Origin of the sequence: Aquimarina macrocephali JAMB N27 (assembly GCF_000520995.1) — a bacterium.
In the GTDB taxonomy this organism is placed as follows: domain Bacteria; phylum Bacteroidota; class Bacteroidia; order Flavobacteriales; family Flavobacteriaceae; genus Aquimarina; species Aquimarina macrocephali.
In genome coordinates this window covers 427,778-448,860 of sequence record NZ_JACA01000003.1, presented here as the reverse complement: position 1 = coordinate 448,860, position 21,083 = coordinate 427,778, and the positions used below count along the sequence as shown (strand labels likewise).

The following is a 21,083-nucleotide window of genomic DNA, read 5'->3' as shown; positions in this document are numbered from 1 at the left end:
GTTCCTTGCGCACCAGTTGCTCCAGTAGCACCTGTTGTTCCTTGCGCTCCGGTTGCTCCAGTCGGTCCTACGGGACCTGCGGATATTAGAGAAGATAAATCAACAGATCCTCCATCTTCCAAACTTAAAATGTTTGTCGTGGGATTAAAGGATAGTTGTTGATCATCATTGCCGGTACATAGACTTGACCAGCTATTATTGTTATATTGAAAGACGCAATTGACAGTTGTATTATAGACTAATCCTCCATTTAAAGGAGTCATTGCATTCATTTGAGTTGTAGTAACTCTAGAGAGAACGAATGTCTTATTAGTACTTTCCAATTCTAAAATAGAAAAAGAATCTATTTGATTGGGGTTATCACCAACTTTGACCTGAGCCTGAGCAGTTGCTAAAGATAAAAATAAGATTATGAGGGGTGATTTTATCTTCATATTTTACGTTTTATTTACAATTAAAGCTTAAATAAATTACGCTTTAACCGTAATCTATATATGGTTAAAACAGCTTTTATTCTTTTTTGGCATAAATATAAATTGATAATATCTTAAAATGTTATCAATTAGGCAAATATATGATTTTTTCGACAAAAAACAATTTTTATCGCCAAAATACACACGAAAAAATATTTACAACTGACTTTTGTTAAATTTTAACGTGAAATTATCATAAAAAAAATATTTATTTGTTTTTTAGTTTAGAAGAAATCTAATACATTTGTCGCCGCGTAAGGCGGGAGTAGCTCAGTTGGTAGAGCGTCAGCCTTCCAAGCTGAATGTCGCCAGTTCGAACCTGGTCTCCCGCTCTAACCTTATCTGTAATTTATGATAAGGTTTTTTTGTTTAAGTATATTATGAATGAACTTTTTTCACTTCATTGTTTCTATATATGAAGTTGTATTAGCTAGAGAATTGAATTTCTAATAAGATATGTTTGGAAAATACGACAAAATACGTTTGACTTAATAATTCTTGAAAACAAACAATTTTGACACGATTATTCTAAAGGGCATTAAAATAATAATAGTGAAAGCAGTGGAAACTAAATAATTTAAATTTAAGTTCAACCCTACATTGTACATGAAATTTGCACATAAATAAAAAAAGAGAATGAAACTAATAAATCGAATTAATTTATATGTATTATGATTAGTTTTAAATAAATACCTTAATTGGACTATGTATAGAAATATATAATTAATTCCATAAACTATTATAAATGCTTTAGTCTTGTTTACTTTTAGAAAATTGACCAGAAGTATCAATCCTGAAAAAACAAAACCATAACTTAATAGACTAATAAAGATATACCTGATAGTTAATGCTTTATTTTTCTTGCTTAATATTCTGCCAATCTTAAACATTTTTATAGAAAATTCTGGAGTGTTTTTTATTAATTTGATTTTTCAGCCAAAACTATTGTCCATGGAATGGGAGATTCTATAGCGATAACTTTTCCGAATTTTTTTTCAACTAATTTAATTATGGATTTTTTTGACCAATGATTTAAATGTCCCGGAGTATTCCCAAAACTTTTCCAGTATTTGAATCTACAGATGTTTAAAAAACACCACAAAGGTTCTCTTGGAACTCCTAAGATTAAATATTTTTTTGATATTCTTTTTATTTCGTCCAGTGCAGCTTCTGGATAATCCAGATGTTCTAATACTTCTAACAAAAAAACTATATCTACACTAGAGTTATCGTATGTAAGTTCATAAACACTTTCTTGAAAAATGTTTAAATCAGGGTTGTTGTTTTTTGCTTTTACAATTAGATTATCTACGTATTCTGAGGCAGTAAGATTAGAGATCATTTTGTTTAGTTTAATCGTTGATCTTCCCTCTCCGCATCCAATTTCATGAGCTGAATTTATATCTTCTGATTTTTTTAAAAGCCTTTTAACTGAATTGAAGTAACTATTAACTAAATACCTTGATATAAAGTTTGTGTCTTCATATTTCCCTGAAAAATCTTCAGCTTCTGGTGTGGCTTTAAGTTTTGAGTGGTCAATTTTTTTCAAAATTATTCTTTTTTTGAGATTTAAATGTAGTTAATAAAATTTATACGTTGTATCTCCTTAGAATAGGATAGAATCTAATTTATACAAATTTCATTAAAAAATGTTCGAAAAAGCAAACTACTTAGATAGTCGTTCATTATCCTGAATATCCATCCACATGGCGAATAAAAACGACTGGAAACCTGAAATAGTAAGGAAAATAAAAATGATTAAATAATCAGTTGGAGTTTTAGACTCTGGAATGAAAAAGTTTGTTAATAAATGATATAGGAAATACATATTGATTATTCCAATAATAATTGCTATCCAATATAATAAAAATAGTGGATGGAAACTTCTGTATAAATATTTTACTGTTAGTCTCTTAAAAAAAGACCTTATCAATAGAAACAAAATAGGAAAAGTAACTTTGATAACGCTAAGCTTGGATTGTTCACCTACTCCATATACTGGTTTTATTTTGACCTCTCTTATGGTACAGAATGCTATATTAAGTTTTACCAAGACATCATTTGGCATTCCGTATCTTTTATAAATGTTATATAATGGAATAGAATTTATAGCACTATTAGACATTGCGGTATATCCACTTTGGGTATCTGATATTCCCCAATATCCCGAAACAATTTTTGTAAGTATGCTTAGAATTGAGTTTCCAAAGAATCGAATTCTGGGAATGATAACCCACGCACTTTTATGAATTAACCGATTTCCTTTTACATAATCTATATCTTCATTAATAACAGGATTACAAATAGATTCAAGTTCATTAGGGTCCATCTGTCCATCGCCATTCATAACTACAGTACAATCAATATCATGATCTTTACACCATTTATATCCAGTTGCTACAGACGCTCCAACACCTCCGTTTTTCATATGTTTTATAAGAATGATTTTTTCCTCATCAGGATTCTCATTCAAAATTTCAATGGGAGTAAACTTTTTTGCTTCTTCTATATTTTTATGATGTACTTCTCTATCTGCTTGATTATATATGGTTGGAAGAATCGTTTTTTTTAAGTTTGAGGTCAGTTTGAGAGGAGAGGTGTTATCCTTTTTTAAATATTCTAAAACAACCCCAACAGTATTGTCTTTGGAGACATCATCAATTACTATAATACGATCTACAAAATCAGGCATGCTATCAATAACCATTGATATTTGTGTCCCTTCATTGTAGCAAGGAATTACTACAGCAATTGTTTTGTTGTTTAGCATTGTCTGTTTTTTTTAATTCTGATAATTAGTTGATATTATCTGTTGCCCACTTAAGATTGTTTTTTGCTAATTGATGCTTTGGATCTATTTCTAAAGCTTTTTTACATGCTTCGGCTCCAAGTTTCCATTGTTTCATTTGATTATAAGCAGAGCAGATATTGTTGTAGGCGGCGACATTATTAGGATCTATTTTTAATACTTCTTTGCAAGTTGAAATTACCAATTCATATTTTTCATTTCTATAATATATAAGACTTAGATTAATATAAGATTCAATGTCAGGATTTGTTTTTATTTTTTCTAATAAGGGTTTTATCTCTTTTTCAGAGGTTACAACTTTATTTGCGATATGTTTTAGTAATTGCTTGGATAGAATATGATTTGGACTTTTAATTAATGCCTTTTTTAAATATATTTCGGCTTCATTATATTTTTTTTGTTCAGAAAGATATCTTCCATAATAATATTCTGGAGCTGGAGAGCTGGAATTTAGATGTATTGCTGACTTAAAATAATGTTCTGCCGTGGAGTACTCTTTTTTTGCTCCATGTGCAACACCTAAATTGATATACAAAATATAATACTTGGGGATTAATTTGTCTGCTTTGTTAAAATATTCTAATGCAACATCAAATTTGCCTTTTTCCATTTGAGTTAAACCATAATTCATTTGTCCTCTTCCATTTTTTGGACTTTTCATAGTGACATCTAACCACAATGATTCTTCAGAATTCCATATTTTATTCCTATGAAATGTACCATATGTATGACCAATAAGGAGTATTAATAATATAGATGCTATGCCGATAATATAGTTTTTGCCTTTTTCAAATACATTATATTTTTTTAAAATGATTAATATTCCCCATGGGACAGCAATAAAGAGACCGATAAAAGGAAAGAACATACGATGGTCGTTTGCAGTCTGAAATAGAGGGTTTAATGAAGTTGGCAATAAGGCAATAAAAAACCAGGCAATACCAAAGGAAATGGGCCTAAGCTCTTTTTTGAAACTAGTTTTTATCATTAAAAATAGCGTCCCCAAAATGATCAATATCCCTGCAAGTATTTTGATGTCATACCAAGGTTTTATAATAGTGATATCAGGATCTGCACTAAGGTTAATGGGAAGAATAAAATTGCCTAGATAGTGTATAATTACATAACATTGCGTACTAATGTATTCAAATCTTGTTACTGTATAGTTCGTTGAAACTGTGCCTTCTGGTGTTAAATAATATTGATTGAATAAAAAAAGAGAAGTCCCAATAATTGCTGTAGGTGCGATTTTTTTTAAGGCTCTAAAAATTTTCTCTTTTGTTTTAGTTTTGAATTCGTCAATTAGGGAGTATTCTTCAAATAAAAGGACATACACAAAAAGTATAGGGAGAAATATTACTCCTGTTTGTTTTGTCCATATGCCAATAATCATGGTTAATAAATATAGATGCCATTTCTTCCCTATAGGGTGTATGTATAAGAGTAGAGATGCCACCACACAAAGCGTAGAAAAAGAGTCAGAACGTGCACAAATATAGTTTATGGTTTCTGCATTTGCTGTATGAAGCGCAAACCAAGCAGTTGCAAAAAGTGCTGTGACTCCAATCCATCGATATTTTTCCATGGATTTTACGTAAATATGTTTAGTTAGCTGAAACATTAAAATAATTAGAACCAAAAACCAAAAAAAGATATGGTAGTGATAATATTTCGGGTTTAATCCATTTGCCAATGAATAGTCAATTGCATTCATTAATGTAATTACAGGTCTATATGATCTATTGGCAGGAAGAGAACTAAAAGTATCAGCATTTGAGAAAAAACTTGTCCAGTTGTCTAAGTTGCGTATAGATTCATTTTCGGTAATTGTATGATAGTCATCGAAAAAAAAAGGATTGTCAAAATGATTGAGGTATACCAAGAGAGTGACAATTAGTATGATGGCTAAAGATTTGAACTCAAAGTTTTTTGAAGTAAAATTTTCAAACATGTACCTTTTTTGAATTATATAGAATTATGGTGCAATTATTTTAGTATCAGTACTCTTAAATTCATTAATGCTAATATAATTTAAGGAATTAGGACTAAATATAATAGTTTTATATTATTTTGATATAAACGAACCTAATTATTTTTGAGCATCTTGATATTCAACGTAATGACATTAATATTTAAATCCAGTATTAGAGAATAAAGCATTTCTATAATTTTAGATGAGTATTTTTCTTAAAAAATAGACAACCCTGTCAAAGTAGTTAATCGTTCTAAGGTATGCATCCCCAGTTCTGAGTTTCCTTTGGGGTTTAATGGGGGACTCCATACCGTTACGGTATACTGCCCGGGGTGTACTGCTACAATTCCTCCGCCAACACCACTTTTTCCAGGTAAACCTACTCTATAACTAAACTCACCGGCTTCATCATAAAAACCACAAGTCTGCATTATCGCATTAATACGTTTAACCTTTCTGGATGATAAGATTTGTTCATTGTCGAATAATCGTTTTCCGCCGTTGGCGTATATCATAAATGCAGTAGATAGCTCTTTACAAGACATTTCTATAGAACACTGGTAGATATAGAAATCAAGGACGGTTTCGATATCATTTTTAATATTGCCAAAAGATTTCATTAGATTTAATACTGCTGCATTACGGTAACTATGTTTTTTTTCGGATTGAAAAACTTTTGGATTGATATCAATATCAGCATTGCCTGTGATCTTATGTATAAAATTGAGAAAATCTTTTTTTGGATCCTTTAATAACGATATTAAAACATCACATATCACAAGAGCGCCTGCATTAATGAATGGGTTCCTGGGAACCCCATTTTCATATTCTAATTGCACTAAAGAATTAAACGGATCTCCAGAAGGCTCGACATCCACACGTTTAAATAATTCATCATCTAATAATGACATGGCCATAGTTAAAGCAAATACTTTTGATATACTTTGAATAGAAAATCGTTCATTATGATCTCCAAAGTTATAATGACCAGAATTAATGCAATGCAGATGCATCCCAAATTTATCAGGTTTAATTTTTGCTAATTCAGGAATGTATGAAGCTACTTTTCCTGTATAAGAAATAGACGATAGCTCGGATCTTATTTCGTTAAGTATTTGTTGGTAATCCACAGTATGATTATTAGTTTAATCCAGATAATGAGCTGCCTGTTTCTATTTCGTAAGGCTCTTTACCTTTTTCAAAAATTCTAGCGCTTAAACTACCTTCCAGAGTTATTTTATTGTTATAGACTTTCAGCCAACTTCCTTCTCGTATGCCCACTACAGGTTGTGGGTTTAAATTATGAAACTCTTTGATTCGAGTTTCTCGGGTTTCTCCTTTATGTGTCGAATTAGGATCAGGATCAAGATAATGTGGATTAATATTAAATGGTACAATACCTAATGTGGCAAAGTTTGGAGGGTAAACAATAGGCATATCATTTGTAGTTTTCATATTAAGACCACAAATGTTACTTCCTGCACTTGTTCCTAAATAAGGTACTCCAGAAAGAACAGCTTCTTTTAATGGTTCTATAACTCCATTTCGGTATAATTGATCCACCAATAGAAATGTATTTCCGCCTCCGGTATAGATACCTTTAGCATTTTTTATAGCTTCTTTAGGATTAGGGAACATGTGTATGCTAACTATTCTCTTATTTATTTTTTTAAAAATATTATTAATACCGATAGTATATTCATCGTGAGAAATTCCTCCCGGACGAGCATATGGTATAAAAAGAATTTCCTCAATACCTGAGTATAAGTCTAGTAAGGTGTCTTGTAAATATGCCAAAGCTTCACTTCCGTGAAGTGTAGATGTACTTGCAATTATACAGTTTGTCATTAGATTTTTTTTATAAAAGTAGTTTAACGTTTTCTTATCTAGAAATCTTCTGTGAAAATAAAAAAATGTAGTATCTTAAAAAATAAAATTAACCTCGTTTGTTATGAAGATAAAGTTATCTGTTCTTTTTGTTTGTTTTATAATTAGTACCTCTATTGCCCAAATTACCTCAAGAGTTATGATCAATGGAAAAATTAGTGCGCCCATTGGAGATGATGTAGAAGGTGTAGTAGTTTATAATCGCAGTACCAATAAAGGTACTATTACGACCAAAGATGGAAAATTTAAAATAGGGGCAGGAATTAATGATCGCATAGAAGTTGTAGCTATGCAATATCAGAATTTTGTGATACTGGTAGATAAAGGGATTGTAGATACTAAAAGATTAAATGTTTTTCTTAACGAATCTGTAAACCAATTGGAAGAAGTTGTGGTAACCCCTTATGACTTAGTAGGAAATGTATCTGTAGATGTAAAAAAAATAGGATTTAGTCAAAGTGGGATAGGAGATGTAGCAGAAGAGACGTCTTCGAGGATTAATGATACCGATTATGATTTTAGACCAGATGAGTTATCTCCATTAGAAAATAAAGTGTTCTTAGAAGATAGAATGATTAATGGGTTAAATTTTGTTAACCTTTTTAAGTTGGTTTATAATACTAAGAAAACCTCCAAAAAGAAAAAGCACTCTTCCGATATTGATGTTAAGGTTAGAGATTTATATAATGATGAGTTTTTTAAAGATTATCTAGCAGTAGAAATAGATCAAATTAATGATTTTATCTTTTTTGCTGAAGAAAATGGCTTAAACACAAAGTACTTTGAATCAGGAAAGGAACTGGATCTTTTGCAATTTTTAGCATATCAAAGTAAGCTTTATCATAAGAAATAGGTGAGGCTAAATAGGCTTTTGTAATTTTATTGTAGTTATATCGTCTTTGGTAGAGAAGATCTTTATATGGGATAATGAAGATCATTCCTGATGATATTTATATGATAAAACTTATACCATTTCTACTCTTTATTATTTCATTGCAAACTTTTGGTCAATCTGAAAAACTTCAAGGAAAAATCGTTGCCGATTCCCTACAAGGGTACGCCATTAATATTGTAAATTTTACTAAAGAAATTGGTGCAACAAATGATGAGCAGGGATTTTTTGAAATACCTGCAAGTCCTGGAGATTCGATTGTTTTTTCTTCTGTTCAATATCAAATACAATCAATTATAGTTAAGCAGGATCAGCTTGAGGACAAAAAGATTACAATTGTATTATACCCTATAGTGCAACAATTAGAACAAGTGAAGATAAGTACTACAGAGCTTTCTGGTAACCTCGATAAAGATGTAGGTGTTGTAGAATTACAACCTTTTGTAGATAATAGAACATTAGGTCTTCCATTTAGCGATAAACCACAGCCAACAAAAGCCGAAAGAAGAATCTATACAGCAAGAAGTGGGATAATTGATAGGCCCATTAATTATCTAAGCGGAAAATTAAAAAAACTAAAGAGAATCAAAGCATTAGAAGATCTTGATGCAGTAGTACAAAGAGGAGAAACGACTTTTAATACTACCTTCTTTGTAGAAGCACTACAATTACCAGAAGATTTAATAACAGATTTTATGTATTACTGCGCAAAAGATGAATATTTTAAAAACCTTCTTGAGAACTCTAAAAGGTTAACACTGTTAGAGTTTTTTCAGACAAAGGCAAAATCTTATAAAGAACACAAAGAGCTGGATTAGTTACTTTTTGTTATGGCCTAAAGTTTGATTTCTAAAAAATTATATGAATGCAACATGATTGGATATAGTTTGTCTTTAATAGTGAATTTTAACAACTATAAGTGCAGAAAAAATATTTAACTATAATTTTATTTCATTTCTTCTTTCTTTCTGTTTTCTGCCAAAGAAAAATGATAAAGGGGGTAATAGGAAATGATAGTTCAGAAGGAATTCATATAATTAATAAAACAGCCAATCTATTTACTATTACAAACAAAGAAGGAGTTTTCTTTATAGAAGGAGCTATTGGAGATGTATTTGTTATTTCATCTGTTCAATATGATCTAAAGGTTATTGTAGTAAATAAAAATATGTATGACAATAAAGAATTTAGTTTTACGCTAAAAGAAAACCTTAATGAATTAGATGAAGTAATTGTAGGAGTACAATTATCAGGTAATTTGAATGTCGATATTAACGATATAAAGACCGAAGAATTGTTTAGTCCTGAGGATGTTGGAATACCGGTTTATGACGGAATTCAGATGGAGGAAATTATACCAATGAATAAAGCTATTATGTTTTATGGTATAGGATTTCGACTAGATATTGAAGCAACTTATAAAAATCTATCTGGATATTATAAAACCTTAAAAACAACAAGAAAATTAGATAAAGAAAATAATAGCTTAGAGGTTATTCAGGATTTTTATGGAAAACAATTTTTATCCTCGGTATACAAACTTCCCAAAGAGAAAATATATGATTTTTTATTATTCTGTATTCAGACGAGTGCTATTCAATATGAATTTAGTAAAGAAAATCACAATGTTGTATTAAGGATATTCTCGGATAAGCGAAAAGAATTTGTGGTGAACAAACAATGAACATATTTCTGGAGATAACTAAGTTTTACTAATATGAGAACAGATTTTAACTCTTTATTTCTAATGATTCGAAGTTTGGCATAATTTTTTAATGCATAACATTAAAATTAATTACATTTAACGCTTTACAAATTTTAGATGATGAATAAAATCTTACTGCTCTTTCTTTTTGTGATGTCTGTTTCGTTAAGTTCTTTTAAAACAGCACATAAATTTTATGTAAGTGTAACACAGGTGGATTACAATGAAAAACAACAGTCATTGCAGATTGTTTCCAGAGTTTTTGTTGATGATATAGAAGAACTTCTAAAAGTACGATACGATGAATCTACTAATCTGGATAAAGATGAAGAAAGCCCCGGAGTAGATAAAAATTTAACGATATATCTTAATCAGAAACTACAATTTGTAGTGAATGGGGAAAAAGTCTCTTTTACATTTTTGGGAAAAGAATATGAGGACGATCTTATCATTTGCTATCTGGAAATAGAAAATGTTACTTCTTTACATACTATAGAAATCACAAATCAAGTTTTGATGGATCTTTTTGAAGAACAACAGAATATTGTTCATGTTAAAAAAGGAAATCAACGTAAAAGCCTTATCCTTGAAAAAGAAAAAGACTTAGGGATGTTAAAGTTTAGTGAATAAATCAGTAAACTTTTAAAAAACAATTACTTTGCGAAATCATAACACTAAAATCAAAACCATTACGATGAAAAAGATACTTTTAGTCCTTTCGGTGACTTTTTTGATATCAGGTATTTCATATGCTCAAAATCAAGAAGAGGCTAAAAATGTTCGTGAATTAGGACATACTAATCAGAACAAATTCAAACAAATGTACGACGAGTTTGCAACTCCGAATATGTACAGAACAGGTTCTGGAGCTCCAGGTCCGGCATATTATCAGCAACAAGCTGATTATAAAATGGATATTGAACTTGATGATAAAAACAAAAAACTTTCTGGAAAAGAAACCATTACATATACTAATAATTCACCTGATAATTTAGAATTTCTTTGGGTGCAATTAGACCAGAATATGAGAGCTAAGGACTCTAAAACTCCTTTAATTCAGGCAAATGGAGTTGATCCAGCAACCACACCAGGTGGTTTTTTAACAAAATATCTTGCAGAGCCTTTTGATGGTGGATTTAATATTACAGCCGTAAAAGATAGTAATGGAAACCCACTTAAATATACAATCAATAGAACTATGATGCGTGTAGAGATGCCTAAAGATTTGGCATCTGGTGAGAAATTTGTGTTCTCAATTGATTGGTGGTATAATATTAATGATCACGTAAATGGTAGAGGTAGATCTGGATATGAAGAATTCGAAGATGGAAACAGAGCATATGTTATCGCTCAGTTTTATCCTCGTATGGCAGTATATAATGATGTAGAAGGATGGCAAAACCACCAGTTTTGGGGTAGAGGAGAGTTTGCATTACCATTTGGTAACTTCGATGTGAATATTACCGTTCCTGCAGATCATATTTTAGATGGAACCGGAGTATTAGTAAATAGAAAAGAAGTATTTACAAAAGATATGATGAGCCGCTATGAAGCAGCAAAGAAATCATACAATAAGCCAGTTGTTATTGTAACTCAAAAAGAAGCTATAGCAAAAGAAAAAACATTTTCTGAAAATAAGAAAACATGGAAACTAAAAGCCGAAAATGTTCGTGATTTTGGGTTTGCTACTTCCAGGAGGTTTATTTGGGATATGATGGCAGTTAAAATTGGAGGAAGAGATATAATGGCAGTATCGATGTACCCTAAAGAAGGAAACCCTCTTTGGGAAGATTGGTCTACAAAAGTGGTTGCCAGTACATTGAAATCTTATAGCCGAATGACTTTTGATTATCCTTATCACAAGGCAATCTCTGTACATGCAAAAAATCAAGGTATGGAATATCCTATGATTTGCTGGAATTACGGAAGACCAAAACCTGATGGTAGCTATAGCGATCGTGTAAAATATGGAATGATGAGTGTGATTATTCACGAAGTTGGCCATAACTTTTTTCCGATGATTGTTAATAGTGATGAACGTCAATGGACTTGGATGGATGAAGGTCTTAATACTTTTGTACAATATGTTGCCGAACAAGATTTTGGAGAATGGTATCCAAAAGCATTAGGAAAAGACAAAAAATATCCATCTCGTCGTGGACCAGCAAAAAAGATTGTGCCTTACATGAGTGGAAATCAAAATTTCCTATCTCCAATTATGTCTCAATCTAATAATATTCATCAATTTGGTCCTAATGCTTACTCAAAACCAGCAACGGGTCTAAATATTCTAAGAGAAACCGTAATGGGGAGAGATCTTTTTGATTATTCATTTAGAACGTATTCTCAGCGATGGATGTTTAAACACCCAACACCAGAAGACTTTTTTAGAACTATGGAAGATGCCTCTGCTGTTGATTTAGATTGGTTTTGGAGAGGATGGTTCTATACTACAGACTATACCGATATCGGGGTGAGAGAAGTGAAGAAATATGTAGTTTCTAAAGAACCAAATGAAAAGGTAAAAGAATATGCAGCATCGGTAGGTGCTAAAGTAGAAGACCTAGGACCACTTGTATATATGGTTAAAGAGGGAAGCGAAGAATATGAAACGATTAAAAAGAATGGAAATATTATTAGTGATGCTAAAACATTAAAGGCATATCTAATGGATAATTTTTCTATTAAAGAACGTGAAAAACTTAAGCAGCCTAAATTTTTCTATGAGATAACCTTTGAGAAGCCAGGTGGACTTGTAATGCCATTGATCGTAGAATATACATACGAAGATGGAACAAAAGAAACAATAACATATCCTGCAGAAATTTGGAGAAAAAATGATGTTGAGGTAAAAAGAGCAGTGGCTTCTGAGAAAGCGATTTCTAAGATAGTGGTTGACCCTAAACAAGAGACGGCAGATATTGATACCTCTAATAATAGTTGGCCTCAAAAAAAGAAGCTAGGGAAATTTGAGCAATTCAAAAATAAAGTAAAAGGGCAGTAATCCGTTCTTTTACAAAAGATAAATAAAAGCCGTCCCGAAATCTTTTTGGGATGGCTTTTTTACACAATATTGATTATATTTGCAGTGTTATGACAACCTTACCTTTATTTATTAGCGGAACCGAGATAGCCTTTATTGTTTTTATATTGGTAATGGTTTTTGGTGCAGATAAGATTCCTGAGATTGCACGGGGATTAGGTAAAGGAATGCGCATAGTTAAAGACGCTACCAATGATATCAAAACCGAGATTACCAAAAGTGCAGAAAAGCATGGTATTGATACCGATATTCCTACTTCTATTACGTCTGATATAAAAAAGGAGATCGACCAGGTAAAAGATGATATTGATAAAGTTACTGGTCCAATAAAACGCAAATTCTAAATTGCGATATCCTTTCATAAATGTATTTTTTTGTTTATTTCTCCTTGTAAATTCTAATTAATATTCAAAAAAGTGAATATTTTTTTAAAACATTTTTATTTTTAATAGCAAACGATTAAACTCCCCGTGAACACTGACTTGTTACAAGGCTTTAGTAGCTTTTTTTAGTCTTATGCAAGCATAATATTGATCTTTTTTCTGATTATATGATAATTTAATTGCTAAATATTTAAATATAATTTAATACATTAGCTTTGAAATTATTAAAATGATAATTATTTGTAATTTTTACAAAATTGTCATCTATCAACTTTTTACACACAAACTCTTAAAACTTATTCTAAAAATGAAAAAGATTACTCTTCTAGCTTTAGGACTAATTCTTGCATTTTCTTGCTCTAAAGAAAATCCTAATGAAATTGTAGAACCAAATTCAGAAGTTTCTGAATCTCAAAAATTACTTTCTGTACCAGAAGTTAATTCGTACATCGAAGGCGAATTAAAACAAAATGGCGATGTAAACTGGATGAAAGCACCCTCGGCTGTACTTTGGAGCGCTGTAGTGCATGGCGGAGAAGTTTTAAGTGTTGGTTTTGGAGAAAAAGATGAAAGCTTCTCTATCCAAAGATCACCAAGATTAAATGAAGCTAGGGAAAATGTATATAATATTATACAGTCTAAAGAAGGAGCGAGTAAATCTAGCTCTGTAATATCAGCCGATGAAATACTTAATGTAACCGATGTGAAAGTTACTAGTTTAGAGACCATAAAAGCTTTACAAAAGGCAGATCAAATTCGTTACTTAGACCCAATTGGTTATGGCTTTTACCTACAAGAAGATAATTCAAACCAACAGAAATCTGCAGGATGTAGTAAAAGTGGACAATCTATAAATAGCGGGGATTATAGAGTAATTTCACCCAATGCACGATTACCTTGGAATTTTGATATTCATAAAGTACCACAGGCCTGGAATTATAGTACGGGGGCAGGTATAACTGTTGGTTTGATTGATACAGGAATTTCTGCAAGTCAAAATTTACTTGGTGGTGGATTTAATGATGGAGCCTCTAATGGAAGGTTTGTACAACGATATGGTACTTTTATCGATTCTCCATGGTGGTGGTCTAATAATCTGGATGGCCCAAATGATAAATGTGGGCATGGTACTTCAATGGCATCAGCAATAGCATCACCACGTAACAATGATTTTATGCCTGTAGGTGTAGCATATAACTGTAATCTGGTTGCCTATAGAGGGACAGAAGATGTAGTATTAAATGATTATCATGAACGAAAAGGAGTTAGTAATGCTTTAAAAGCGTTAGGAAATAGGGGAGATGTTAAGATTATTTCTATGTCTGTTGGATATCCCTGGTCTATTGGTAATGTAAAAGATGCTGTAAGGTATGCTTACGGCAAGGGTAAAATGATTGTTGCTGCAGGCGGAACATCTACTACGTTTACAAATTGGTACGGAGTTATTTTTCCCGCAAGCATGTCTGAAACAGTAGCTGTTACTGGAATAAAGGATAATGGATATAATCGTTGTAATATCTGCCATGATGGAAGTAAAATTGATTTTACCATTGTAATGGAAAGAGCTGGAGATGCAAGTAGAAATGTGCCTGTTATAGGATTTAATACAGGAACACAAACTTATGTAGGAGGATCTTCTGTAGCGACAGCTACCACAGCAGGAATTGCTGCTTTAGTATGGGCACGTAATCCTAATATGACTAGAGCTCAAGTGCTTGATAAGTTAAAGAGAGCGGGAGAATTTTACCCTAATCGGAATAGTAAATTTGGATACGGTAATATTGATGCCTTAAAAGCAGTTCAATAACATAAATAAATTTTAAATAAAACAAAGTGGAAATTATTTATTTTCCACTTTGTTTTATTTAAAATTATAACACTCTGCTAATCGTTAACCCATCTCGAATGGGTAATAATACAGTTTCTATTCGTTTATCTTCAATTAAAAGGGTATTGTATTTTAAAAGTGCTTTTGTCGAAATATCTTCATCATCAACTTTTTCGATTACTTTACCATTCCACAATACATTGTCAGATAAAATTACACCACCAGAATTCATTTTATTAATAATCAATTCAAAATAAGTAGGATAATTAGGTTTATCGGCATCTATAAATACCAGATCAAATTTCATATCCAGATTTGGAATAATTTCAGTAGCATCACCAATATGTTGATGAATTTGTTTTCCATGATCAGAAAGATCAAAATATTTTCTTTGAAAATCTTCTAATTCCTCATTAATGTCAATGGTGTGTAATTCTCCATCTTTTTGAATTCCTTCAGCCAGACATATAGCAGAATACCCTGTATACGTTCCTATTTCTAATATGTTTTTTGGGTGAATAAGTTTGGATAACATACTCAGAACACGTCCTTGATAGGGACCACTAAGCATTCTGGGCTGTAATATTTTTTGATACGTTTCACGATTTAGTTGTTGTAGTAATTCTGGTTCTTTTTGAGTATGATCTACTACGTAAGTATCCAGTTCTTCGGGAATAAAATGCATATGATTCGCTTTTTTGCAAATCTAGAAAATTAAGATGAGATCTCTTGTTAAATTGAAAAAGCTAGTATTTATTTGATTACTTAAATACTAGTTATACACGAAAGGCAAAACAATTTGTATGTTTTAACAAATTGTTTTGCCTTATGTATATGGTATTACTAATTAGTTTAGAAGCAAACGCAACGACCACCACTTAACATACCTCCACTACAGTGAGGGTCTGATCCGCATTGCCCTGGTCCATCACCACAACATTCGATATCGCCGCGACCTCCACAATCTGAAGCTGGTTTTGGTTTACCTCCAAGAATAGTTTTTTGAGTTTCTTTAGCTAATTGTTTTGCTCCTGCTAATTTTAAAAGTTCTTTTTTCATGTGAAAAGGTTTTAAGATTTTTTCCTTGAGCTATTATAGACATTCAAGGCTTATGTCTTTACTTCATGAAAATAACGGTATTTTTCTAAAATTAGTATACCAGAACCTGTGTAACAATCAGATTTACAGTATTTAATGTTTATTTTTCACTTTGTTGTTACAAAATGCAAATGATGTGTTTTTTGAATAACTTTATTTCAAAATTTTATCAATTAAATCTTGTTTTGCTTTTTCATTATCACCAAATAACCAACGTAGGACATTATCTTCCCAGATGTCATCATATTCTTGTGGAGTTATAATATTACGATCCAGTGCTAAATCCAGTATTTTCCCAGGGTAGGATGATTGAGGTGCACTTTCCATTTCTCCCAATGGATAAGGATCGTCTAACCCCATAATTACTTGATTACTACCTTGTCGGTCTACAGTTAGTTTTAATGAATCTGTGTCATGTACTAGAGTGTCAAAATATATGTTAGGATGTCCCACAGCTTTTCGAGGATGTTGTTTCCCTTCAAACAAGTCTGGTCTTCCGTCAAATCCTTGAATACGTCTTCCTAGATTCATTTGTGCTAATTGCCCTCCATGTGCGAAGCAAGTTCTTATGTTGGGATAACGACTTTGCATTCCGTTAAGAGTATAAAAATGATAAGCGTCACCACATTGTGCAAGCATCCATACTAAATGAAAACGCCAGGAAACATTTTCTAATTTAATCATTTTATCACCATCATAGGGGTGAACTTCTATAGCCAATTTATACTTATCTGCTAGCTCAAAAATCGGATCATTTTCTTCATCAAAAATACATCGCCACTGCCCAATAGAATCCATAAAGTGGGTTGGTAGACATAGTACATGCATTCCTAATTCTTCTACACAACGCTCCATTTCCCATAGTGCTCCGTTAATGAACCCGGGATGTATTACAAAACCACAGGAGAACTTATCTGGATGATCGCTCTGTACGTGAGCATTAAAATCATTTTGAAACCGTAATGCATGCTTCATTTCTTCTAGACGTAAACCGTTACCATATAATTGAGAAAGGTTTAATACTACTGCATGATCAATTTTATTTTGCTCCATCCATTCTAATTTTTCATTTAAGAAAAAACTAGAATGAGTAACCGGGCGTTTCCATCCTTTTTGTAACATGTACTTACGTTCGTCATCTACCCAAAAGATCTCTTTGTCTTTCATGAACTGAGGAATCTCTTCTGGGTATGGAAGTAAATGTGAATGACCGTTTATGCGAAGTTTTCTTTTCATTATAGATGTTATTCCTGTTATTTATACAGGGATCTTTTTAATCGATTATTGTTTTTTCTTTTTTGGAGCATCCATTACACTTCCGCAATTAGAACAAGTGCATTTTGTTTTATCACTATAATATTTATCAAAAATTACAGGCATATCAGTTTCTATATTATCCAATGCAAATTTTTCTCTATATAGTTGTGTGTTGCAATTTTCACAATACCACTCCAGAGCATCCATCATTTTTTCTTCTCGAGGATATTCAATTACCAAACCTACTGTGTTTGCTCCTCGTTGTGGAGAATGCGGAACTTTGGGAGGTAATAGATAAATATCACCTTCTTTGATATGAACATCTTTAGGTTCACCATTATCTATTATTTTTAACACCATATCTCCTTCTACTTGGTAGAAAAACTCTGGCGTCTCATTATAATGATAATCTTTTCTATTATTTGGCCCTCCAACAACCATTACAATAAAATCTCCATCTTTCCATACACATTTATTGCCAACAGGAGGTTTTAGTAAATGGCGATGTTCGTCTATCCAGGCTTTAAAATTTAACGGTGAAACTAGATTGCTCATATGCTTGTTTTAATTTATATGTGTTGTTTTACTCAATAGGGCTAATACTATCATTACAATCCACACTGTTGATTAGTATTTTGTATTAAATTTAATTATTATGATCGGTATTTAGTAATAACAAATAGTTAACTATAAGGACTTTGTCCTCCCTCCATCAACAGGAAGGTTTATTCCGTTGATATAAGATGCAGCTTCAGATGCCAAGAATGCTATGGCATATGCTATTTCTTGTGGTTTGGCAAATCGTTTTGCTGGTATTTCATTCTTCATGCTATTAGAAGCTTCTTCTATTGATTTACCTAATTTTGTTGCTTTGTTATTAATAATTTCATTTAGTCGTTCTGTTGCTGTAGCACCGGGTAATACGTTATTTACCGTAATTCCAAATACACCTAGTTCATTTGCTAATGTTTTAGACCAGTTTGCAACTGCACCGCGAATAGTATTAGAAACACCCAATCCATTCAATGGTTGTTTTACAGAGGTTGAAATAATGTTAATTATTCTTCCATATCCTTCTTTTTTCATTCCTGGCACTACGGTTTGTGCCAAGATATGATTGCATTTTAGATGCTGGGTAAAGGCGCGCTCAAATTCTTCTATAGAGGCATTAAATACTGGTCCTCCAGCCGGCCCGCCAGTGTTATTTACTAAAATATGAAAAACCTGTTCTGTAGCAGAAATTTTTTGTTGTAAGCTTTCAGGATTCTGAAAATCTGCTACGATATAATTATGCGATTGCCCCTGATCTGTTGCTAATTCTGTTAGAACGTTTTGAAGCTTTTCCTCATTTCTGGCAACTAAGGTAATATTAGCTCCTAATTCGGCTAATTGTTTAGCAGATGCTTTTCCTATACCTTGAGTACTCCCACAAACTAATGCGTTTTTATGAGTTAGACCTAGATTCATTATGGATGTTTTTTAAAATTTATATTATTCTTTAATATTGTATACAAACGTTTTTAGGTTCGGTAAAAAACCTTAAGGCCTCAAATCCGCCTTCTCTACCAACACCAGAGTCTTTAGTACCTCCAAATGCAGTACGTAAATCACGCATCATCCATGTATTTATCCAAACAATACCAGCTTGTATATGTTTTGCCAAATGCATACTTCTGTTTAAGTTATTTGTCCAAATTGTACAGGATAATCCGTAGCGTATATCATTTGCCATGGCCAGAGCTTCATCATCGGTGTCAAATGGCATGATTGTAACAACAGGTCCAAAAATTTCTTCTTGAGCCAATCTGCAATCTGTAGAGTTGACTTCGATAATAGTGGGTTGTAAATAGTACCCTTTTTCATAACCATTTACCGTTACATAATTACCGCCACAAAGAATAGTGCCTCCTTCTTCTTTTGCGATATCGATATATGATTTTACTTTTTCCAGATGTGATTTTGAAACTAATGCCCCTAAGTTCGTTTCGGGATCAAGTGGAGCGCCAACTTTTAATGCTTTGGTTTTTGCTATAAAATCTGTTTTAAACTTATCATAAATAGTTCGTTCAATAAATATTCGAGAACCGCAGAGGCATATTTGTCCTTGATTGGCAAATGATGATCTTATTGTTGTACTAAGCATTTTGTCATAGTCACAGTCTGCAAAAATCAAATTTGGATTTTTACCTCCTAATTCCAGGGATAGTTTTTTAAACATAGGAGCGGCGGTTCTGGCAATATGTGCACCTGTTGCTGTTCCTCCGGTAAATGATATAGCTTTAATGTTTGGATGTTCTATTATAGCCTGTCCTGTAGTATTTCCTAAACCATGAACAATGTTTAAAACACCATTTGGTAGTCCGGCTTTAGTACAAATGTCACCTAGTAAATAGGCTGTCATTGGTGTGATTTCACTAGGTTTGGCTACTACCGTATTACCAGCAGCTAGGGCAGGAGCAATTTTCCAGGTAAATAAATAGAGCGGTAAATTCCATGGAGAAATACAACTAACTACACCTATAGATTGTCTTAGGGTAAAATTAATAGCATTTAAACCTGTGCTCTCATGCGCTTCACTTGCAAATTGAGTAATTGCATTAGCAAAAAATTGAAAGTTTGAAGATGCTCTTGGGATATCTACACTGGTAGATAGACTTAAAGGTTTACCATTATCTATAGCTTCTGCTTGGGCAAGTTGATCCAAATTTTCTGTTATCAACGAGGCTATCCTGGCTAAGGTTTCGCTGCGTTGTTGTAATGGGGTTTCTGACCAAGTAGGAAATGCTTGTGCGGCAGCTTCATAAGCGAGCTGTACATCTGCAGCCGAAGAGTTAGGAATTAAACTATATATATCACCAGTAGATGGATTGTAATTATCTAGCCATTGGTCTTGTATAGGAGCTTTGAACTCCCCATTGATATAGTTTTTAATTTTTTTCATGCGTTCTCAATTTTTTAATTAACTGAAAATGTACTTTAACTGCTCAGCCGTTTGTTTTAAATCTCCTGTATAGGTTTGAATTTCATTTTCATTAAATCTAGCCGAAGGACCAGAAGTACTTATTGCGGCAATAAACTTTCCTTTAGTATTAAAAACAGGAACGGCGACACATACTAATCCTATTTCATTTTCTTCCAGGTCCAAAGCAAAACCATTACTTTTAATGTTTTCCACTTCGGTGATTAATTTTTGTTTATCCGTTATTGTGTTTTTAGTGACTGATTCTAAATCAAGATTTTTAATGATTTTTTTATAATCGTGCTCTACAAACGCGAGCATAATTTTTCCTAATCCAGTACAATGCAGTGGCCTTTCTGTGCCAATTTGTGAGTTGATTTGTAAATCGTGTCTTCCTACAACTTTATCTAAGAAATATACTTTTTGATTTTTATGAATAGCTAAATGAGCGGTCTCGCCAGCACGCTTTACTAATTCTTCCATGAATGGCCTTGCCTTGGATATAAAATTTTTATTGATGCTTACTTTTTGCCCTAATTCGAATAATTTAAGCCCCAATCTATACTTTCCATTTTCTGTATTCTGTTGAATTACATTAAGGGCTTCCATAGTTGCTAACATCCTGTATACTGCACTTTTATTGGTGTGCATTAGCTTAGCAATTTCGGTAACACCCAATTCTATTGTATCTGTTGAAAAGCAGTCTAGAATATTGAACGCTTTTTCAACAGAAGTATTTAGAATTTTTTTATCTATGGCATTACTCATGATTACCTT

Annotated in this window: 19 protein-coding genes, 1 tRNA gene and 1 pseudogene; 8 read left to right on the top strand and 13 right to left on the bottom strand. The window is 32.3% G+C overall.

From position 1 onward, the window contains the following. Nucleotides 1-434 (bottom strand): annotated as a pseudogene (locus Z054_RS32080) (hypothetical protein); the annotation flags it as partial. 298 nt (nucleotides 435-732) lie between these two features. On the opposite strand from Z054_RS32080, the gene Z054_RS0105105 reads away from it, so the two are divergent. Beyond that, a tRNA-Gly gene (locus Z054_RS0105105) sits at nucleotides 733-805 on the top strand. A gap of 587 nt (nucleotides 806-1,392) precedes the next feature. On the opposite strand, the gene Z054_RS0105100 is transcribed toward Z054_RS0105105, so the two are convergent. The 5 genes from Z054_RS0105100 to pepE form a co-directional block, all read right to left on the bottom strand. Further along, nucleotides 1,393-2,022, bottom strand: coding sequence for a class I SAM-dependent methyltransferase (locus Z054_RS0105100; protein ID WP_024769004.1), 630 nt, complete (start codon nucleotides 2,020-2,022; stop codon nucleotides 1,393-1,395). Between the two features lie 117 nt (nucleotides 2,023-2,139). After that, nucleotides 2,140-3,243: a glycosyltransferase family 2 protein gene (locus Z054_RS0105095; protein ID WP_024769003.1), complete on the bottom strand. Its 1,104-nt coding sequence runs from the start codon at nucleotides 3,241-3,243 to the stop codon at nucleotides 2,140-2,142. 25 nt (nucleotides 3,244-3,268) lie between these two features. Then, nucleotides 3,269-5,233 (bottom strand): tetratricopeptide repeat protein, encoded by a 1,965-nt coding sequence (locus tag Z054_RS0105090; protein ID WP_024769002.1) that lies wholly within the window; start codon nucleotides 5,231-5,233, stop codon nucleotides 3,269-3,271. Between the two features lie 236 nt (nucleotides 5,234-5,469). Beyond that, on the bottom strand, nucleotides 5,470-6,384 hold the full coding sequence (locus tag Z054_RS0105085; protein ID WP_024769001.1) for a glutaminase: 915 nt from the start codon (nucleotides 6,382-6,384) through the stop codon (nucleotides 5,470-5,472). 10 nt (nucleotides 6,385-6,394) lie between these two features. Then, the gene (pepE, locus tag Z054_RS0105080; RefSeq protein ID WP_024769000.1) at nucleotides 6,395-7,102 is read right to left on the bottom strand and encodes a dipeptidase PepE; all 708 of its coding nucleotides are present in this window, start codon (nucleotides 7,100-7,102) and stop codon (nucleotides 6,395-6,397) included. 103 nt (nucleotides 7,103-7,205) lie between these two features. Between pepE and Z054_RS0105075 the strand changes: the two genes are divergently transcribed. From Z054_RS0105075 to Z054_RS0105045, 7 genes are all read left to right on the top strand, one after another. Next, nucleotides 7,206-7,994, top strand: a complete 789-nt coding sequence (locus tag Z054_RS0105075) for a hypothetical protein (RefSeq protein ID WP_035090557.1) — start codon at nucleotides 7,206-7,208, stop codon at nucleotides 7,992-7,994. A 74-nt stretch (nucleotides 7,995-8,068) separates the two neighbouring features. After that, nucleotides 8,069-8,851, top strand: a complete 783-nt coding sequence (locus Z054_RS0105070) for a peptidase associated/transthyretin-like domain-containing protein (protein WP_024768998.1) — start codon at nucleotides 8,069-8,071, stop codon at nucleotides 8,849-8,851. A gap of 170 nt (nucleotides 8,852-9,021) precedes the next feature. Further along, entirely contained in the window at nucleotides 9,022-9,717 is a 696-nt protein-coding gene (locus tag Z054_RS0105065) for a peptidase associated/transthyretin-like domain-containing protein (protein ID WP_024768997.1), read from the top strand. Nucleotides 9,718-9,855: 138 nt separating this feature from the next. Beyond that, entirely contained in the window at nucleotides 9,856-10,368 is a 513-nt protein-coding gene (locus Z054_RS0105060) for a DUF6702 family protein (RefSeq protein ID WP_241461387.1), read from the top strand. A 64-nt stretch (nucleotides 10,369-10,432) separates the two neighbouring features. Then, nucleotides 10,433-12,742, top strand: coding sequence for a M1 family metallopeptidase (locus Z054_RS0105055; RefSeq protein ID WP_024768995.1), 2,310 nt, complete (start codon nucleotides 10,433-10,435; stop codon nucleotides 12,740-12,742). An 89-nt stretch (nucleotides 12,743-12,831) separates the two neighbouring features. Further along, on the top strand, nucleotides 12,832-13,125 hold the full coding sequence (locus tag Z054_RS0105050) for a Sec-independent protein translocase subunit TatA/TatB (RefSeq protein WP_024768994.1): 294 nt from the start codon (nucleotides 12,832-12,834) through the stop codon (nucleotides 13,123-13,125). Between the two features lie 346 nt (nucleotides 13,126-13,471). Continuing rightward, on the top strand, nucleotides 13,472-14,971 hold the full coding sequence (locus tag Z054_RS0105045) for a S8 family peptidase (RefSeq protein ID WP_024768993.1): 1,500 nt from the start codon (nucleotides 13,472-13,474) through the stop codon (nucleotides 14,969-14,971). Nucleotides 14,972-15,035: 64 nt separating this feature from the next. Here the strand turns inward: Z054_RS0105045 and Z054_RS0105040 are convergent, their stop codons facing one another. From Z054_RS0105040 to Z054_RS0105010, 7 genes are all read right to left on the bottom strand, one after another. Beyond that, complete coding sequence (locus Z054_RS0105040) at nucleotides 15,036-15,677, bottom strand: O-methyltransferase (protein WP_024768992.1); 642 nt, start codon at nucleotides 15,675-15,677, stop codon at nucleotides 15,036-15,038. A 167-nt stretch (nucleotides 15,678-15,844) separates the two neighbouring features. Further along, the gene (locus Z054_RS0105035) at nucleotides 15,845-16,051 is read right to left on the bottom strand and encodes a hypothetical protein (RefSeq protein ID WP_024768991.1); all 207 of its coding nucleotides are present in this window, start codon (nucleotides 16,049-16,051) and stop codon (nucleotides 15,845-15,847) included. Nucleotides 16,052-16,243: 192 nt separating this feature from the next. Next, entirely contained in the window at nucleotides 16,244-17,326 is a 1,083-nt protein-coding gene (locus Z054_RS0105030; RefSeq protein ID WP_084050098.1) for an amidohydrolase family protein, read from the bottom strand. Nucleotides 17,327-17,371: 45 nt separating this feature from the next. Next, entirely contained in the window at nucleotides 17,372-17,902 is a 531-nt protein-coding gene (locus tag Z054_RS0105025; RefSeq protein WP_024768989.1) for a 3-hydroxyanthranilate 3,4-dioxygenase, read from the bottom strand. Between the two features lie 132 nt (nucleotides 17,903-18,034). Continuing rightward, on the bottom strand, nucleotides 18,035-18,814 hold the full coding sequence (locus tag Z054_RS0105020; protein ID WP_024768988.1) for an SDR family oxidoreductase: 780 nt from the start codon (nucleotides 18,812-18,814) through the stop codon (nucleotides 18,035-18,037). 31 nt (nucleotides 18,815-18,845) lie between these two features. Further along, nucleotides 18,846-20,288: an aldehyde dehydrogenase gene (locus Z054_RS0105015; RefSeq protein ID WP_024768987.1), complete on the bottom strand. Its 1,443-nt coding sequence runs from the start codon at nucleotides 20,286-20,288 to the stop codon at nucleotides 18,846-18,848. Nucleotides 20,289-20,306: 18 nt separating this feature from the next. After that, nucleotides 20,307-21,074 (bottom strand): IclR family transcriptional regulator, encoded by a 768-nt coding sequence (locus Z054_RS0105010; RefSeq protein ID WP_024768986.1) that lies wholly within the window; start codon nucleotides 21,072-21,074, stop codon nucleotides 20,307-20,309. Nucleotides 21,075-21,083: the final 9 nt, after the last annotated feature.

Bases quoted from the DNA above. Each gene is read 5' to 3' on its own strand.
- Z054_RS0105050 (WP_024768994.1), top strand. From the start codon at position 12,832: ATGACAACCTTACCTTTATTTATTAGCGGAACCGAGATAGCCTTTATT.
- pepE (WP_024769000.1), bottom strand. From the start codon at position 7,102: ATGACAAACTGTATAATTGCAAGTACATCTACACTTCACGGAAGTGAA.
- Z054_RS0105010 (WP_024768986.1), bottom strand. From the start codon at position 21,074: ATGAGTAATGCCATAGATAAAAAAATTCTAAATACTTCTGTTGAAAAA.
- Z054_RS0105015 (WP_024768987.1), bottom strand. From the start codon at position 20,288: ATGAAAAAAATTAAAAACTATATCAATGGGGAGTTCAAAGCTCCTATA.
- Z054_RS0105025 (WP_024768989.1), bottom strand. From the start codon at position 17,902: ATGAGCAATCTAGTTTCACCGTTAAATTTTAAAGCCTGGATAGACGAA.
- Z054_RS0105040 (WP_024768992.1), bottom strand. From the start codon at position 15,677: ATGCATTTTATTCCCGAAGAACTGGATACTTACGTAGTAGATCATACT.
- Z054_RS0105065 (WP_024768997.1), top strand. From the start codon at position 9,022: ATGATAAAGGGGGTAATAGGAAATGATAGTTCAGAAGGAATTCATATA.
- Z054_RS0105095 (WP_024769003.1), bottom strand. From the start codon at position 3,243: ATGCTAAACAACAAAACAATTGCTGTAGTAATTCCTTGCTACAATGAA.
- Z054_RS0105020 (WP_024768988.1), bottom strand. From the start codon at position 18,814: ATGAATCTAGGTCTAACTCATAAAAACGCATTAGTTTGTGGGAGTACT.
- Z054_RS0105075 (WP_035090557.1), top strand. From the start codon at position 7,206: ATGAAGATAAAGTTATCTGTTCTTTTTGTTTGTTTTATAATTAGTACC.
- Z054_RS0105035 (WP_024768991.1), bottom strand. From the start codon at position 16,051: ATGAAAAAAGAACTTTTAAAATTAGCAGGAGCAAAACAATTAGCTAAA.
- Z054_RS0105045 (WP_024768993.1), top strand. From the start codon at position 13,472: ATGAAAAAGATTACTCTTCTAGCTTTAGGACTAATTCTTGCATTTTCT.
- Z054_RS0105060 (WP_241461387.1), top strand. From the start codon at position 9,856: ATGATGAATAAAATCTTACTGCTCTTTCTTTTTGTGATGTCTGTTTCG.
- Z054_RS0105030 (WP_084050098.1), bottom strand. From the start codon at position 17,326: ATGAAAAGAAAACTTCGCATAAACGGTCATTCACATTTACTTCCATAC.
- Z054_RS0105090 (WP_024769002.1), bottom strand. From the start codon at position 5,233: ATGTTTGAAAATTTTACTTCAAAAAACTTTGAGTTCAAATCTTTAGCC.
- Z054_RS0105070 (WP_024768998.1), top strand. From the start codon at position 8,069: ATGAAGATCATTCCTGATGATATTTATATGATAAAACTTATACCATTT.
- Z054_RS0105055 (WP_024768995.1), top strand. From the start codon at position 10,433: ATGAAAAAGATACTTTTAGTCCTTTCGGTGACTTTTTTGATATCAGGT.